At 63.1% G+C, this 15201-nt stretch carries 14 protein-coding genes; 10 read left to right on the forward strand and 4 right to left on the reverse strand.

Annotated elements, in window-relative coordinates; genetic code table 11:
• Positions 1-54 precede the first annotated feature (54 nt).
• The gene (gene tyrS, locus DXH78_RS13905) at positions 55-1311 is read right to left on the reverse strand and encodes a tyrosine--tRNA ligase (protein WP_115517595.1); all 1257 of its coding nucleotides are present in this window, start codon (positions 1309-1311) and stop codon (positions 55-57) included.
• A 111-nt stretch (positions 1312-1422) separates the two neighbouring features.
• Here tyrS and DXH78_RS13910 point away from each other — a divergent pair, with 111 nt between their 5' ends.
• Positions 1423-2505: an anhydro-N-acetylmuramic acid kinase gene (locus DXH78_RS13910; RefSeq protein ID WP_115517899.1), complete on the forward strand. Its 1083-nt coding sequence runs from the start codon at positions 1423-1425 to the stop codon at positions 2503-2505.
• Between the two features lie 128 nt (positions 2506-2633).
• On the opposite strand, the gene DXH78_RS13915 is transcribed toward DXH78_RS13910, so the two are convergent.
• The gene (locus DXH78_RS13915; RefSeq protein WP_115517900.1) at positions 2634-3296 is read right to left on the reverse strand and encodes an alpha/beta hydrolase; all 663 of its coding nucleotides are present in this window, start codon (positions 3294-3296) and stop codon (positions 2634-2636) included.
• 256 nt (positions 3297-3552) lie between these two features.
• On the opposite strand from DXH78_RS13915, the gene DXH78_RS13920 reads away from it, so the two are divergent.
• The 9 genes from DXH78_RS13920 to DXH78_RS13960 all read left to right on the forward strand — a co-directional run bounded on the left by DXH78_RS13920 (position 3553) and on the right by DXH78_RS13960 (position 12311).
• Complete coding sequence (locus DXH78_RS13920) at positions 3553-4710, forward strand: cysteine desulfurase family protein (protein ID WP_115517596.1); 1158 nt, start codon at positions 3553-3555, stop codon at positions 4708-4710.
• A 97-nt stretch (positions 4711-4807) separates the two neighbouring features.
• Positions 4808-6331: a Fe-S cluster assembly protein SufB gene (sufB, locus tag DXH78_RS13925; RefSeq protein WP_115517597.1), complete on the forward strand. Its 1524-nt coding sequence runs from the start codon at positions 4808-4810 to the stop codon at positions 6329-6331.
• Between the two features lie 19 nt (positions 6332-6350).
• Positions 6351-7112: a Fe-S cluster assembly ATPase SufC gene (gene sufC / locus DXH78_RS13930; protein WP_115517598.1), complete on the forward strand. Its 762-nt coding sequence runs from the start codon at positions 6351-6353 to the stop codon at positions 7110-7112.
• 9 nt (positions 7113-7121) lie between these two features.
• On the forward strand, positions 7122-8426 hold the full coding sequence (gene sufD / locus DXH78_RS13935) for a Fe-S cluster assembly protein SufD (protein WP_115517599.1): 1305 nt from the start codon (positions 7122-7124) through the stop codon (positions 8424-8426).
• Positions 8423-9670 carry a cysteine desulfurase gene (locus DXH78_RS13940; protein ID WP_115517600.1) on the forward strand — a complete coding sequence of 416 codons (1248 nt, stop codon included), beginning with the start codon at positions 8423-8425 and terminating at the stop codon, positions 9668-9670. Before sufD ends, DXH78_RS13940 begins: the two co-directional genes overlap by 4 nt.
• Positions 9667-10089 (forward strand): SUF system Fe-S cluster assembly protein, encoded by a 423-nt coding sequence (locus tag DXH78_RS13945; RefSeq protein WP_430727487.1) that lies wholly within the window; start codon positions 9667-9669, stop codon positions 10087-10089. The genes DXH78_RS13940 and DXH78_RS13945 overlap by 4 nt, the downstream gene beginning before the upstream one ends.
• Before the next feature lie 53 nt (positions 10090-10142).
• Entirely contained in the window at positions 10143-10535 is a 393-nt protein-coding gene (sufA, locus tag DXH78_RS13950) for a Fe-S cluster assembly scaffold SufA (RefSeq protein ID WP_115517601.1), read from the forward strand.
• A 14-nt stretch (positions 10536-10549) separates the two neighbouring features.
• A complete protein-coding gene (locus DXH78_RS13955) occupies positions 10550-11011 on the forward strand; it encodes a TfoX/Sxy family protein (protein ID WP_115517602.1) in 462 nt (153 codons plus the stop codon).
• Positions 11012-11153: 142 nt separating this feature from the next.
• On the forward strand, positions 11154-12311 hold the full coding sequence (locus tag DXH78_RS13960; RefSeq protein WP_168192815.1) for a porin: 1158 nt from the start codon (positions 11154-11156) through the stop codon (positions 12309-12311).
• Positions 12312-12333: 22 nt separating this feature from the next.
• On the opposite strand, the gene DXH78_RS13965 is transcribed toward DXH78_RS13960, so the two are convergent.
• Together DXH78_RS13965 and DXH78_RS13970 are read right to left on the reverse strand one after the other, a co-directional pair.
• Positions 12334-13398: a GGDEF domain-containing protein gene (locus tag DXH78_RS13965; protein WP_115517604.1), complete on the reverse strand. Its 1065-nt coding sequence runs from the start codon at positions 13396-13398 to the stop codon at positions 12334-12336.
• A gap of 174 nt (positions 13399-13572) precedes the next feature.
• Positions 13573-15033 carry a DEAD/DEAH box helicase gene (locus DXH78_RS13970; RefSeq protein ID WP_115517605.1) on the reverse strand — a complete coding sequence of 487 codons (1461 nt, stop codon included), beginning with the start codon at positions 15031-15033 and terminating at the stop codon, positions 13573-13575.
• Positions 15034-15201 lie beyond the last annotated feature (168 nt).

The following is a 15201-nucleotide window of genomic DNA, read 5'->3' on the forward strand; positions in this document are numbered from 1 at the left end:
ATGGTTCGAGACGCAGCGCTTCGCGCTGCTCCTCGCTATGAGGCCGGGCGACGGTTACACCGGCTTCAGCAGCACGTGCTTCTTCTTGCCGAGCGAGAGCTTGATGACGCCTTCAGGCGTCAGATCCTTCTGCGTCAGCGTCATCTTTTCATCGGTGACGTTGGCGTCGTTGATTTTCAGGCCGCCGGCCTTGATCTGACGGCGTGCATCGCCATTCGAGGAAACGAGGGCGGTGATCTCGGCAAAGGCGACGAGCACGCCGACGCCGGCCGCGAGCTTGTCGCGCGCGATCTCGACGGTCGGCAGATTTTCCGCGAAGGCGCCTTCGTCGAAGGTCTTGCGCGCGGTCTCGGCGGCTTCGTCCGCCGCGGCGCGGCCGTGCATCAGCGCGGTCGCTTCCGTTGCCAGTACCTTCTTGGCCTCGTTAAGCTCGGCACCCTGCAACGCGCCGAGCCGCGCGATCTCATCGAGTGGCAGAATCGTGAACAGCTTGAGGAAGCGCGTGACGTCGCCGTCCTCGGTGTTGCGCCAGAACTGCCAGTAGCCGTAGGGCGCCAGCAGATCGGCATTGAGCCACACCGCGCCGGCGGCAGTCTTGCCCATCTTGGCGCCGGAGGCCGTGGTGATCAGCGGCGCGGTGAGCGCGAACAAATGCGCGTTGTTGAGCCGGCGGCCGAGATCGATGCCGTTGACGATATTGCCCCACTGATCCGAGCCGCCCATCTGCAGCGTGCAGCCGTAGCGCTTGTTCAGCTCCGCGAAGTCGTAGGCCTGGAGGATCATGTAATTGAATTCGAGGAACGACAATTCGTGCTGGCGCTCGAGCCGCAGCTTGACGCTGTCGAAGGACAGCATGCGGTTGACCGAGAAGTGGCGGCCGACGTCGCGCAGGAAGTCGATGTAATTAAGCGTGTTCAGCCAGTCGGCATTGTTGGCCATGATGGCATTGCCGCCATCGCTCTCGAATTTGAGGAATTTCGAGAAGGTCTTGCGGATCGAGGCGAGGTTCTCGTTGATGACCTCTTCGGTCAGCACCTTGCGGCTCTCGTCCTTGCCGGACGGATCGCCGACGCGGGTGGTGCCGCCACCCATCAGTGCGATCGGCTGGTGACCGGTCTGCTGGAGCCAGTAGAGCATCATGGTCGGCAACAGGTGGCCGATATGCAGCGAGGGCGCCGTGCAGTCATAGCCAATATAGGCCGTGATCCGGCCCTCGGCCGCCTTGGCGTCCAAAGCGTCCGGCTCCGAGATCTGGTGGATGAAGCCGCGCTCGCTGAGAATGTTAAGGAAATCAGACTTATAGGTGCTCATAGGGGGCCTGTTTGCGCTTCGCCTGGCGTGGTGTAACAGGTCCGGCATTGGATTCAACTCAAGGGGATTGGGGCCTTGGCGAGCGGCAACAGGGGGCTGGCGATCGGCCTGATGAGCGGCACCTCGCTCGACGGGGTCGATGTCGCCGCCATTGAGACCGACGGCGAACGCATTATGGCGTTCGGGCCGACCAGTTACCGCGCTTACGCCGACAACGAGCGGGCCCTGCTGAGGCAGGCCTTGATGGACGCGCGGGCGCTGACGTCGCGCACCGCGCGGCCGGGCGTACTGGCCGAAGCCGAAGCCTTCATCACCCGCGCCCATGCCGAGGCCGTCGAGGCGTTTCTCGACGCCGAAGGCATCGCCCGCAAGGCCGTCACCATTGTCGGCTTCCACGGCCAGACCGTGCTGCACCGGCCGGGCGACGGACTGACGGTGCAGATCGGCGACGGCGCGGCTTTGGCCAAGCGCCTCGGCCTGACCGTGGCCTACGATTTCCGCGCCGCCGATGTTGCGGCCGGCGGGCAGGGCGCGCCGCTGGTGCCAATCTTTCATCGAGCATTGGCGCGCAGCATCGAGCGGCCGCATCCGATTGCCGTGCTCAATATTGGCGGCGTTGCCAATGTCACCTGGGTAGACGGTGGCGATCCGGTCGCCTGCGACACCGGGCCGGGCAATGCGCTGATCGACGATTTCATGCGCGCCACCACCGGCGCGCCGCTCGATCGCGACGGCGACCAGGCTGCGCGCGGCAGGGTGGATGAAGACTTCATCGCCCGCGTGCTCAAGCATCCGTTCTTCGACCAGCCGTGTCCGAAGTCGCTTGATCGCAATGATTTTGCGCTGGCCAATGTTGGGCTGCCGGAGCTCTCGGTTGCCGACGGTGCCGCGACATTGTCGGCACTGACCGCGGCGTCGGTGGCGCGCGTGGTCGCGCGGCTGCCGCAAGCGCCGAAAGCATGGATTGTCGCCGGCGGCGGCGCCCGCAATCCGACCTTGATGAAAATGCTAAGTCAGCGCCTTGCGCCCGCCACCGTCGAGACAGCCGACGCGGTCGGCTGGTCGTCGCAGTCGATCGAGGCGCAGGCCTTCGCTTATCTGGCGATGCGCACGCTGGGCGGACTGCCGATCACGTTCCCGCAGACCACCGGCGCGCCGCAGGCGATGAGCGGCGGCGTTATCGCAACGCCATAACTGCGTTGCCGTCAGGCTCCGCGAAGGCGTGGCGTCCAGGAACGCATCCCATGAAATAGCGGACAACCGTGAGTCCTGGATCATCCGCTTTCGCGGATGATGACCGACTTCGTTATGTCGCCGGTGGCTTACGCTGCCGGCTTGCGCTCAGGGGCCTTCAGCCGCTTGTCGAGATACTGCTCGACCGAGCCCAGCAGGGTGTCGACCTTGCCGTCGAAGAAGTGGTTGGCGCCGGGCACGACCTTCTGCTCGATGACAATGCCCTTCTGCGTCTTCAGCTTCTCGACCAGCGTGTTGACGTCCTTGGCCGGCACCACGGCATCCTTGTCGCCGTGGATGATGAGGCCGGAGGACGGGCAGGGCGCCAGGAACGAGAAATCGTAGAGGTTGGCCGGCGGACAGATCGAAATGAAGCCCTCGATCTCCGGGCGGCGCATCAGAAGCTGCATGCCGATCCACGCGCCGAACGAGAAGCCGGCGATCCAGCAGCTCTTGGCTTCCGGATTGATGGTCTGTGCCCAGTCGAGCGCGGCAGCCGCGTCCGACAGTTCGCCGGTGCCGTGGTCGAAGGAGCCCTGCGAGCGGCCGACGCCGCGGAAGTTGAAGCGGAGCGCCGAGAAGCCGCGGTGCACGAAGGCGTAGTAGAGCTGATAGATGATGGCGTGGTTCATCGTGCCCCCGAACTGCGGGTGCGGGTGCAGGATGATGGCGATCGGGGCGTTCTTCTGCCGCGCCGGGTGATACCGGCCTTCAATTCTGCCGGCTGGTCCGGTGAAAATGACCTCAGGCATGATGGTCAACCTCTAATTCAAAGCCGCGGCTCAAGCCTTTGCGGCATCGTGATATTTTACGTCGCTCGCGACCGAACAATACCTCTTTAGAATTGTTCTAATTATATGGTTTTCGCTGGTCAGCGCCGCAACAATGGCTATAAGTGGCCCTTGTGGATGGCGGCTTCTAACACAGGCGCCAGGGCGAAAAGCAAGCTTTTTGCGAGGCCTAGCACCCGGTGCGGGCTGAAAAGGTATTCAGGTACACGAAGGTTTCATGAGCGCGCGTGCCTATTTCGACTGGAATGCGACTGCGTCACTGCGGCCTGAGGCACGGGGCGCGATGCTCGCTGCCCTGGACCTGACCGGGGCGGCGTCCTCGGTTCATTCCGAAGGCCGCGCAGCCCGCGCCTTGGTCGAGAAAGCCCGCGCTCATGTGGCAGCCTTGGTCGGGGGCGAGGCCAAGTCGGTCATTTTCACAAGCGGCGCCACCGAAGCCAACATGCTGGCGCTGACGCCGCACCTGGTCGTCCTCGGCAAGCAGGTGACCTGCGACCGCCTGATCGTGTCGGCCATCGAGCATGCCTCGGTGCTCAGCGGTGGCCGGTTTCCGGTCGAAGCGGTCGAGCGTCTGCCGGTGACGGCGGAGGGCGTGGTCGATCTTGTCGCTCTGCGCGGTCTGCTGACCAAGGGCGGGCGGCCGCTCGTGTCGGTGATGCACGCCAACAACGAGACCGGAGTCATTCAGCCGATCGCGGAGATTGCTGCGCTGGTCCACGAAGCCGGCGGCATTCTCCATGTCGACGCGGTGCAGACGGCCGGCCGGATCGACTGCGATATCGCGACGCTCGGCACGGATATGTTGACGATCTCCTCGCACAAGATCGGCGGCCCGCAGGGCGCCGGCGCGCTGGTGCTGAACGGTCCGCAACCGGCGACACCCTTGATCAAAGGTGGCGGGCAGGAGCGCGGTTTCCGCGCCGGCACCGAAAATGTCGCGGCCATCGCCGGCTTCGGCGCCGCGGCCGCAGCCGCCACTGCCGGCTACCAGGTCGACGCGCAGCGCATGTCGGCCTTGCGCGATCGCTTCGAGACCCAGTTGACGCGCGCGACCCCCGACGCGGTCGTGTTTGGCGCCGAAGTTCCGCGCCTGCCCAACACCACCTATTTTTCGGCTGCCGGTCTGAAAGCCGAAACGGCCGTAATTTCCTTCGATCTCAACGGGGTGGCCGTTTCGTCCGGTTCCGCCTGTTCGTCGGGCAAGGTGACCCAGTCTCACGTCCTGACCGCGATGGCTGCAGACCCGGCGCTGGCCGCCGGCGCGCTGCGCGTCTCGATCGGCTGGACCACGACCGAAGCCGACGTCGAAATCCTTCTAAATGCTTGGAAAAAGGTGTCTGCGTCCCTAACTAAAAGGCACGCGCACGCCGCTTGAACCGAACTCAACCAGGAACGATCGCGACCAGACACGCGAACCGACCATAACCGACTGATCCAACCCGCGGTCCTTGAAACCGTGAGCGGAGGGAAGAATGCCGGCCGTACAAGAGACCGTCGATCGGGTCCGACAGATCGACGTTGACCAATACAAATACGGGTTCGTCACCGATATCGAATCCGAAAAGGCCCCCAAGGGCCTCAGCGAAGACACCGTCCGTTTCATCTCGGCCAAGAAGAACGAGCCGGAGTGGATGCTGCAGTGGCGGCTCGACGCCTTTCGTCGTTGGCTAACGATGAAGGAGCCGACCTGGGCGCGCGTCCACTATCCCAAGATCGATTATCAGGACGCTTACTATTACTCGGCGCCGAAGGCGTTCAAGGCACCGAAGTCGCTGGCCGACGTCGATCCCGAACTGCTGCGCACCTATGAGAAGCTCGGCATTCCGCTGAAAGAGCAGGAGATCCTTGCCGGCGTCCGCAAGCAGAACGAGCCGTCGACGCTCGATGGCGACATGCTGGAAGGCATGCGCTCGTCCGGCCGCGTCGCGGTCGATGCCGTGTTCGACTCGGTGTCGGTGGCAACGACCTTCAAGGAAGAGCTCAAGCGCGCCGGCGTGATCTTCATGCCGATGTCGGAAGCGATCCAGGAGCATCCCGACCTCATCAAGAAGTACCTGGGTTCGGTGGTGCCGACCTCGGACAATTTCTTTGCGACGCTGAACTCGGCCGTGTTCTCAGACGGCTCGTTCGTCTACGTGCCGAAGGGCGTGCGCTGCCCGATGGAGCTGTCGACCTACTTCCGCATCAACGAGCAGAACACCGGTCAGTTCGAACGCACGCTCATCATCGCCGACGAAGGCGCCTATGTGAGCTATCTCGAAGGCTGCACCGCGCCGATGCGCGACGAGAACCAGCTTCATGCCGCCGTGGTTGAACTGGTCACCCTGGATAACGCCGAGATCAAGTATTCGACGGTGCAGAACTGGTATCCCGGCGACGCCAACGGCAAGGGCGGCATCTACAACTTCGTCACCAAGCGCGGCGACTGCCGCGGCAAGAACTCGAAGATCTCGTGGACGCAGGTCGAGACCGGCTCGGCGATCACTTGGAAATATCCGAGCTGCATCCTGCGCGGCGACGGTTCGCGCGGCGAGTTCTATTCGATCGCGATTTCGAACGGCCACCAGCAGGTCGATTCAGGCACTAAGATGATCCATCTCGGCAAGAACACCGTAAGCCGGATCATCTCCAAGGGCATCTCCGCGGGCAAGTCGCAGAACACCTATCGCGGCCTCGTCACCGCGCACCGCAAGGCCACCGGCGCACGCAACTTCACCAATTGCGACTCGCTGCTGATCGGCGACAAGTGCGGCGCGCATACTGTGCCGTACATGGAAGCGAAGAATTCCTCCGCCGTGTTCGAACATGAGGCGTCTACCTCCAAGATCTCCGAGGACATGCTGTTCTACTGCCAGAGCCGCGGCATGTCGGCGGAAGAGGCGACCGCGCTCGTGGTCAACGGCTTCGTCAAGGACGTGCTGCAGCAGCTGCCGATGGAATTCGCGGTGGAAGCGCAGAAACTGATTTCGATCAGCCTTGAAGGCTCGGTCGGTTAAGAGAGTCAGAGAGAAGAAAATGTCACTGCTTGAGATCAAGAACCTGCATGTTGAGATCGAGAATGAGGGCAAGAAGATCCTCAACGGTCTCAATCTGACCATCGAGAAGGGCCAGGTCGCCGCCATCATGGGGCCGAACGGCTCCGGCAAGTCGACGCTGGCTTACGTGCTTGCCGGCCGGCCCGGTTATGCCGTGACCGAGGGCGACGTTTTGCTCAACGGCGAAAGCATTCTCGAGATGGAGCCGAACGAACGCGCCGCCAAGGGCGTATTTCTCGCCTTCCAGTATCCGGTCGAGGTGCCGGGCGTTGCCACGATGACGTTCCTCCGCACCGCGCTCAACGCCCAGCGCAAGCTGCGCGGTGAGAACGAAGTCTCGACGCCGGAATTCATAAAGATGGTGCGCGACACCTCCGACAAGCTCGGCATCAGCCCGGACATGCTGCGCCGCGGCGTCAATGTCGGCTTCTCGGGCGGCGAGAAGAAGCGCGCCGAGATTTTGCAGATGGCGATCCTGCAGCCGAGCCTTGCCGTGCTCGACGAAACCGACTCCGGTCTCGATATCGACGCGCTGAAAACCGTGTCGGAAGGCGTCAACCGCCTGCGCTCGCCGGAGCGCTCGATGATTGTCATCACGCATTATCAGCGTCTGCTCGACTACATTGTGCCGGATGTCGTTCACGTGATGGCCAAGGGCCGCGTCGTGCGCTCGGGCGGCAAGGATCTGGCGCTCGAACTCGAGGCCAAGGGCTACGCGCAATACACGGACGAGGCGGCGTAGGAACGCACGATGGCTGATGTAACTCCCATCAGGACCCCCGCCGAGCAGGCGATCGCAGCCGCCTTCGATAGCGCGCGCGGCACGCTGCCGGGCAAGGGCGCGGTCGCGTCGCTGCGCGAGGACGCTTTCAGGCGCTTTGACGCCACAGGCCTGCCGACGCGCCGCGTCGAGGCGTGGAAATACACCGACCTGCGCACCGGTTTGCGCGAGGCGCTGCCGCTTGCTGCGCCGCCGGATGCGGCAGCGAAGGCAAATGCGAAGAACGCCGGCGCCGTGTTCGCGGCGTTAAAGCCGCGCAAGCTGACTTTCGTCGACGGCGCTTTCGTGCCGGAACTGTCCGACCTGTCGCCGGAAGCGGGGCTGTCCATCGGCTCGATGGCCGAGGCGCTGACCAAGGGCGATGCCGACGTCACGGCCAAGCTCGGCCAGACTTTTGAAACCGACGACATCGCTGTCGCGCTCAACACGGCGCTAATGGGCGACGGCGTGGTGATCCGCGTCGCTGCCAATACGGTGCTGACGCGACCGCTGCATCTCGTCTTCGTGACGCAGAGCGAAGCCTCATCCTTCACGCGCTCGCTGGTCGTGGTGGAGAAGGGCGCGAAGGCGGTCATCGCGGAGAGCCATGAAGGCGTTGCCGCTCAGGTCAACACGGCGCTCGAGCTGATCGTCGGCGACGGCGCGGAAGTCGATTACTACAAGGTGGTCGCCAATCGCGGCATTCATCTCGGTAGCTTGTTGCTGAGCGCCGGCAAGAACGCGCGCTTCGACACCTTCGTGCTCAATCAGGATGTCGGCATTGTGCGCAACCAGAGCTTCGTTCGCTTTGCCGGCGAGCATTCCAAAGGCGCCATGCGCGGCGTCAATCTGGTACGCGGCAAGGAGCATGTCGACAACACGCTGCTGATCGAGCATGTCGCCGCCCATTGCGCCGGCCGCGAGCAGTTCAAGGCGGTGCTGGACGGCGAAAGCCGTTCGGTGTTCCAGGGCAAGATCGTGGTCAAGCCCGGCGCGCAGAAGACCGACTCCAAGATGATGACGCGGGCACTGCTGCTGTCCGACGACGCTGAGGCCGACAACAAGCCCGAACTGGAAATCTTTGCCGACGACGTGGTTTGCGGCCATGGCGCCACCGCCGGCGCGCTCGACCCCATGCTGAAATTTTATCTGATGTCGCGCGGCATCGACGAGCAGCAGGCCGAGGCGCTGCTGATCCAGGCTTTCATTGGCGAGACCGTGGAAGAGATCGCGGATGAGGGCTTCCGCGACGCCATCATGACCGCGGCGCTCGCCTGGCTGGAGACGCGGGGATGACCATGCATCCAGCGGTTACCAACGGTACCTACGACGTCGAGCAGATTCGCGCCGATTTCCCGGCGCTGGCCATGCAGGTCTACGGCAAGCCGCTGGTCTATCTCGACAACGCCGCCTCGGCGCAGAAGCCGCAGGCCGTGCTCGACCGGCTGATGAAGGCCTATACGCGTGAATACGCCAATGTGCATCGCGGCCTGCATTATCTTGCCAATGAGGCGACCGAGGCTTACGAGGGCGCGCGCGAGAAGGTTCAGAAGTTTATCAACGCGCCGCGCAAGGAAGAGATCATCTTCACGCGCAACGCCACCGAGGCGCTCAATCTGGTGGCCTCAAGTTTCGGCGCCGGGCGTTTCAATGCGGGCGACGAGATCGTCCTTTCGATCATGGAGCACCATTCCAACATCGTGCCGTGGCATTTCCACCGCGAGCGCAGTGGTGCGGTGATCAAGTGGGCGCCGGTGGATGAGGAGGGCAATTTCCTCCTCGATGAATTCGAGAAGCTGCTCACGCCGCGCACCAAGATCGTGGCGATCACACAGATGTCGAATGCGCTCGGCACTGTGGTGCCGGTGAAAGAGGTCGTGCGTATTGCCCATGCGCGCGGCATTCCGGTGCTGGTGGACGGTTCTCAGAGCGCCGTACATATGGATATCGACGTCCAGGACATCGGCTGCGATTTCTTCGTCATGACCGGCCACAAGCTCTACGGCCCGACCGGCATCGGCGTGCTCTGGGGCAAGATGGAGCACCTCGAGGCCATGCGGCCGTATAACGGTGGCGGCGAGATGATCCGTGAGGTGTTCGAGGATCGCGTCACTTATGGCGAACCGCCGCACAAGTTCGAGGCCGGCACGCCGCCTATCGTTCAGGCGATCGGCCTGGGCGCTGCACTCGATTACATTCAATCGATCGGCAAGGCGCGCATTCGCGCTCACGAATTGGAATTGTTCAAATATGCCCACGAGAAGCTGGGCCAGATCAACTCGCTGCGCATCATTGGCACGGCCAAGGATAAAGGCCCGATCGTCTCTTTCGAGATGCAAGGCGCACACGCTCATGATATTGCCACTGTGATCGACCGCTCCGGCGTCGCCGTTCGCGCCGGCACCCATTGCACCATGCCGCTGCTCGCGCGGTTCGGTGTTACAGCGACGTGCCGGGCTTCGTTCGGCCTCTATAACACCAAGGCCGAGGTGGATGCTCTGGCCAGTGCGCTGATCAAGGCGCAGGAGTTCTTCGCGTGACTGACAACACCAGCGACGACACCGTGAAGCAGGACGCGCCCATTGCAGTGGCGCCGGAAATCAGCGACCCGAACGCGGCCGTGAGCGGGTCTTCTGCGCTGCCGCAGGAGGAGCTCAACCGGATGACCGACGAGATTATCGCCGGCATCAAGACCGTCTACGACCCGGAAATTCCGGCCGACGTCTACGAGCTCGGCCTGATCTACCGGATCGACATCGGCGACGACCGCACGGTGAAGGTCGATATGTCGTTGACCTCGCCGAACTGTCCGTCGGCGCAGGAACTGCCGATCATGGTCGAGAATGCGGTGTCCGCGGTGCCCGGCGTCAAGGAAACCAAGGTTTCCGTGGTCTGGGACCCGCCGTGGGACCCCAGCCGCATGTCGGACGAGGCTCGCCTCGTTCTCAACATGTGGTGAGTTTAAAATTCAGGAATCGGTGCTTAGATAAGGGTCAACTGACGAGGACAATTATGGCGACTGCCAATCCGAGACCGAGGCCCCAGGTGATGCGGCTGACCGAAGCTGCCGCGACGCGCATCAAGGCAGTCATGGCCAACGCTGACAAGCCGGTCGCGGGCCTGCGCGTCGGCGTCAAGAATGGCGGCTGCGCCGGCATGGAATACACCATGGAATATGCCGATGCGGTGAAGCCGACCGACGAGGTGATCGAGGACAAGGGCGTCAAGATTCTGATCGACCCCAAGGCCGTGCTGTTCCTGCTCGGTACCGAGATGGACTTCAAGACCGAGAAGCTGTCGTCGCAGTTCGTCTTCAACAATCCGAACCAGACCTCGGCCTGCGGCTGCGGCGAGAGCGTCCAGCTCACGCCGGCCAAGGCGGGCGACGAAGCCGCCGCGCATTAGAGAAAGCGCCGGTCATGGACAATGATTTTCTCCATGACCTGTTCGCCGAGTTCGGCGCGATCGAGATCAAACGCATGTTCAGCGGGCGAGGGATTTACGCCCGCGGCGTGATCTTCGGCATCGTCTCAAGCGACGATGCCATCCATTTCAAAACCGATGAGACGACGCGCGAGGCCTACGCGCGCGAAAACACCAAGCCGTTGACCTTCACCAAGAAGAGCGGCCAGCGCATGGTGACCTCCTACTGGCGCTTGCCGGAGCGGCTTTACGACGACCCGGGCGAACTGGCGGAATGGGCGCGCGCCGCGGCGAGGGTGGCGCAGGACGTTACGCGCGAGAAATCCACGAGCAAGAAAAAGCCAGCGACCAGGAAGCCGGCCACCAAGTCACTCAAGACGGTCAAGCCGGCCAAGAAAGTCAAAGGTCGCAAGAAAGTCCCGGCCAAGGCGCGCAGCCGTCCGGTGAAACGCCGCTAGACCTGCTTGACTCCCTCACGGCTTTGCCCGCGGAATGGCAAGGATTTCGGGGGCTGGAAGCGTTATGGCGTGGCGTGGGACTGCCCGGGCAGTCGTCCGGACCGTTGGGGTGGTGTCGTCACTGGCGATGAGCGCGGCCGGCATGGCTCGCGCGGAAGTTCCGGTCACGCCAAGGGCGCCCGGGTTCTGCCAGGATGCCGCGGAGAATGATGACAGCGGTGCCTATTTCGCCATTGGCGAGAATTGCATCAAGGTCAGCGGCAGCATCTCCTACACCTACCAGCAGGCGAAGCAGAGCGCGGGCGTGCCGCGCTTCGTCAACCGCAACGGCACCGTGTCGCAGAATACGGTGTCGCGGACGGCGACCGCCAGCACTGGTCTCGAAGTCAGACGCCAGACGTCGCTCGGCGAATTCAAGTCCACCATCGGCGGAGAATGGTCGAAGTCGACCGACGATGGCACGACCAGCGGCAGCGCCTATTTCACCGGCTGGAGCGTCGGTCTGGCCGGGTTGACGGTTGGCTACACCGGCACACTGATGGGCTTCTGGGAGGGCAGCTTTCTGACCAGCGCCAGTTCGCCGGGGCGTTCTGCGACCTCCGTCGTCTATGAGCACGCGCTGGATGAGCGCAACAAGATCGCCGTTGGCATCGAATCCAGTTTGCCGACCTCGCCCAATGCCAGCACCGACATCTGGAGTTTCGATTTCTCCAACCCGGTCTACGCGATGCGCTGGCGGCGCGAGACCGACGCCTTCACCACGCATGTGTCGGGCGTACTGCGCCGCGCCGACTTTTCGCGCTCGCCTTTGCTGCCGTTCCTGCCGGACACGGCTGCGACCCGCACCGGCTGGGCCCTCAGCGCCGGCATGAAGATTCCGACGCCGTTCATCGCCGAAGACGATGAGTTTAGTTTTCAGGCGACCTATGCGGTCGACGCCTCATCCTATCTCGGCACCACGAACGATCTCGTCGTCTATCAGAGCATCGTGCGCTCGCTCGGCCCGACCAAGGGTTGGAGCGCGGTGGCGTCCTTTCACCACGCATGGTCGGAGCAATTCGAGTCGAACATTTTTGCCAGCTTTGTCTCGGTCAAGGCCGAGCTTCTGGCCGCCAAGCCGCAAAGCGACACCTTCCGCACGGCGGTCAATCTCTACTGGAAGCCGGTCGCCCACCTGAAATTTGGCGTCGAGCTTGGCTATGTCGATATCGCGATCGAGCCGAACGGCTTTGCCGGGTATTTCAGCGGCAACAGTGGCCGCTCGTATATCGGCACATTGTCGGTGTCGGCCGAGCTGTAGCGGGGAGGGCGAGGGATCGCCGCTAGGCGACCTGCATCGCCTGTTCGGGCAGGACTTCCGGATCGGCCTCGCACAGCACGCGGTTGCGGCCGTGGCGCTTGGCGGCATAGAGGCAGTTGTCGGCGCGCTCAATGAGAGCGGCCGCGGTATCGCCGGGCTGCAGGGAGGCGACGCCGATCGAAATGGTGACCCGGCCGAGATGCTCGCCGGTGGAGCGCTTCATCAGTTCCTTGGTCATCACGGCGCGGCGGATGTGGTCGGCGACGGTGAGGGCGGCGCGCAGCACCGTGTTGGGCAGGATCACGGCGAATTCCTCGCCGCCGTAGCGTGCCGCGGTGTCCTGTCCCTTGACGTTCTGCTTCACGGACATGGCAACGAGGCGCAGCACCTGATCGCCGGTCAGATGGCCGAAGGTGTCGTTGAACTTCTTGAAGTGATCGATGTCGGTCAGCATCAGCGACAGCGGCTCGCCGGTATCGCGCGCGAAGGCGATCGCGTCCTGCAACGTCGTATCGAAGAACTTGCGGTTGGCGAGCTGGGTCAGCGGATCCGTCAGGCTCTCGGTGCGCACCGCTTCGAGATTGACCTGAAGCTCGGTGATTTCCTTCTTGGAAGCCGACAGGCGCTCTTCCAGTTTATGGTTCGACTCTTCCATTTCCTTGGCGGTCGCCACCAGGCCTTCGACAATGGCGCGCAGGCCTTCGCGATCGGAGGCGCCGATCATCTCGCTCATGTCGGCCAGGCTCTCGGTATAGGTCGAGGCGCTGCCGGCGGCGGCGTCGATCATCGCCATGACCTGCTCGATCTCGCCCATCACCTTGGAGCCCACGGTGTTGATGCGATCGGTCAGCCGGCTCGGCGCCAGGAAAGTTTCATAGACATTGTCGAGATCGGCCTCCGACAGGGTGCCGTTCTGACTCAGGGTCTCGTTGATTTTCTGATTGAGCGACGGCTGGTAGCCCGTCGCGTAGGAATACCAGATTTCATAATTGCGCGGTGTCGCGGGCTGACGCAGAGCCTTGATCTGGCTCAGCGCGATATCGCAGAACGCCATCGTGCGTTCGTGTTCGTCGCTGTGCCCGCTCATCCGTAAAAAACCCCCTGGAGGCGTCGTTGCCTGTGGGCGTTATGGCGCGTCGCTTCGTGGCCGCGTCGCGTCCCCCGACCGGAACGGTATGCGAGGGATATGAATGAGGGGTAAATACGGAACCAGTTAAGGTGGTAGGTCTGCACCTTAACGCTGGAAACAGCGTAAAGATGCTCAAGCTTTGATGTTTACCGGCCTCAACAGGAACGCCGGCAAATGGCTGCCATCCGTATCGGCGGTTTCGCGGCTGGGACGTTCCCGATAAGGTTGTGACTCTGCGGCTACCGGCGGCGGCGAACTCTCGACGCGCTGCGGCGCGCGCTCCTGCCTGGGCTGTTCCTGCCGGTCGCCACGGCCTTCCTGACGTCCGCCTTCGCGGCCACGACCACCACCACTGCGACCTCCGCGGCCGCCGCGTCCACGGCTGGCGCTGCGATCCTGGCCGCCGCGATGGCGCGGGCGACCATTGGCGTCGTCGGCGCCGACGACAACCGGCTCGCCCATCCACGGAATGGGAGCCCCGATCAGCTTCTCGATCGTCGCAACCGACTTGGCGTCGAACGGCGCTACGAGCGAGATCGCAGTGCCGGTCAGGCCAGCACGGCCCGTCCGGCCAATGCGGTGAACGTAATCGTCCGGATGATGGGGAACGTCAAAGTTGAAGACATGGCTCACCGCCGGGATGTCGAGGCCGCGGGCGGCGACGTCGGATGCGATCAGCAGCTTGGCATCGCCCTTGCGGAAGGCATCGAGCGCGGCCGTGCGCGTCGACTGGTCGAGATCGCCATGCAGCGCCACCGCATTGAAGCCGTGCTTCACCAGCGATTTATGCAGCGCCGCGACTTCGAGCTTGCGGTTGCAGAAGATGATGGCGTTCTTGAAGTTCTCGGCGGTGTTGATGAGATGGCGCAAGGTCGCGCGCTTCTCGTAATCCTCGCGGCCGACGGCGACCTGCAATTGCGTGATCGTGGCGGCGGCGGTGGCGGGCTTCGATACTTCGACGCGCACCGGATTGTGCAGGAAGTTGTCGGCGATGCGCTGGATTTCCGGCGGCATGGTCGCCGTGAAAAACAAGGTCTGGCGCGTGAAGGGCACCAGTTTGCCGATGCGCTCGATGTCCGGGATGAAGCCCATGTCGAGCATGCGGTCGGCTTCGTCGATGATCAGGAGTTCACAACCCGAGAGCAAGAGGCGGCCGCGCTCCGAATGATCGAGCAGGCGGCCCGGGGTCGCGATCAGCACATCGACGCCGCGAACGAGCTTGGTGTCCTGGTCGCCAAAAGAAACGCCGCCGATCAGGAGGGCGACGTTGAGTTTGTGGTTCTTGCCGTATTTCTCGAAGCTTTCATAAACCTGCGCAGCGAGTTCGCGGGTCGGCTCGAGGATCAGCGTGCGTGGCATGCGGGCCCGCGCGCGGCCTTTCTCGAGCATGGTGATCATCGGCAGGACGAAGGCGGCGGTTTTCCCGGTGCCCGTCTGCGCGATGCCGAGAACGTCGCGGCGCGCGAGAACGTGGGGAATGGCCTGGGCCTGGATGGGGGTGGGTGTTTTGTAACCGGTCGCTTCGATAGCGCCGAGAACCTTTTCGGAGAGTCCAAGTTCAGAAAAACTTGTTCCGATTTCAGAAGAGCTCATGAAACCTCAAAGGGCGAACAATCGCCAAGCGCCGCGCCGGACGTAAAACCAGTTGTCAAAACCGGGTACAATGCGCGGGAGCACGGTCGAATCTGATGGGTGCTCGGACCGGCTGCCCGGAACATAGGGTGGACGGCCGTAAAGTCAATCCTTCCGCAGCGCGGTATG

Source organism: Undibacter mobilis, assembly GCF_003367195.1.
Taxonomy (GTDB): domain Bacteria; phylum Pseudomonadota; class Alphaproteobacteria; order Rhizobiales; family Xanthobacteraceae; genus Pseudolabrys; species Pseudolabrys mobilis.

Coding starts and splice junctions, on each gene's coding strand:
- DXH78_RS13920 (WP_115517596.1), top strand. CDS start 3,553: ATGAGCGCGCGTGCCTATTTCGACTGGAATGCGACTGCGTCACTGCGG.
- DXH78_RS13910 (WP_115517899.1), top strand. CDS start 1,423: ATGAGCGGCACCTCGCTCGACGGGGTCGATGTCGCCGCCATTGAGACC.
- sufD (WP_115517599.1), top strand. CDS start 7,122: ATGGCTGATGTAACTCCCATCAGGACCCCCGCCGAGCAGGCGATCGCA.
- tyrS (WP_115517595.1), bottom strand. CDS start 1,311: ATGAGCACCTATAAGTCTGATTTCCTTAACATTCTCAGCGAGCGCGGC.
- DXH78_RS13915 (WP_115517900.1), bottom strand. CDS start 3,296: ATGCCTGAGGTCATTTTCACCGGACCAGCCGGCAGAATTGAAGGCCGG.
- DXH78_RS13965 (WP_115517604.1), bottom strand. CDS start 13,398: ATGAGCGGGCACAGCGACGAACACGAACGCACGATGGCGTTCTGCGAT.
- DXH78_RS13955 (WP_115517602.1), top strand. CDS start 10,550: ATGGACAATGATTTTCTCCATGACCTGTTCGCCGAGTTCGGCGCGATC.
- sufC (WP_115517598.1), top strand. CDS start 6,351: ATGTCACTGCTTGAGATCAAGAACCTGCATGTTGAGATCGAGAATGAG.
- DXH78_RS13970 (WP_115517605.1), bottom strand. CDS start 15,033: ATGAGCTCTTCTGAAATCGGAACAAGTTTTTCTGAACTTGGACTCTCC.
- sufA (WP_115517601.1), top strand. CDS start 10,143: ATGGCGACTGCCAATCCGAGACCGAGGCCCCAGGTGATGCGGCTGACC.
- sufB (WP_115517597.1), top strand. CDS start 4,808: ATGCCGGCCGTACAAGAGACCGTCGATCGGGTCCGACAGATCGACGTT.
- DXH78_RS13940 (WP_115517600.1), top strand. CDS start 8,423: ATGACCATGCATCCAGCGGTTACCAACGGTACCTACGACGTCGAGCAG.
- DXH78_RS13960 (WP_168192815.1), top strand. CDS start 11,154: ATGGCTCGCGCGGAAGTTCCGGTCACGCCAAGGGCGCCCGGGTTCTGC.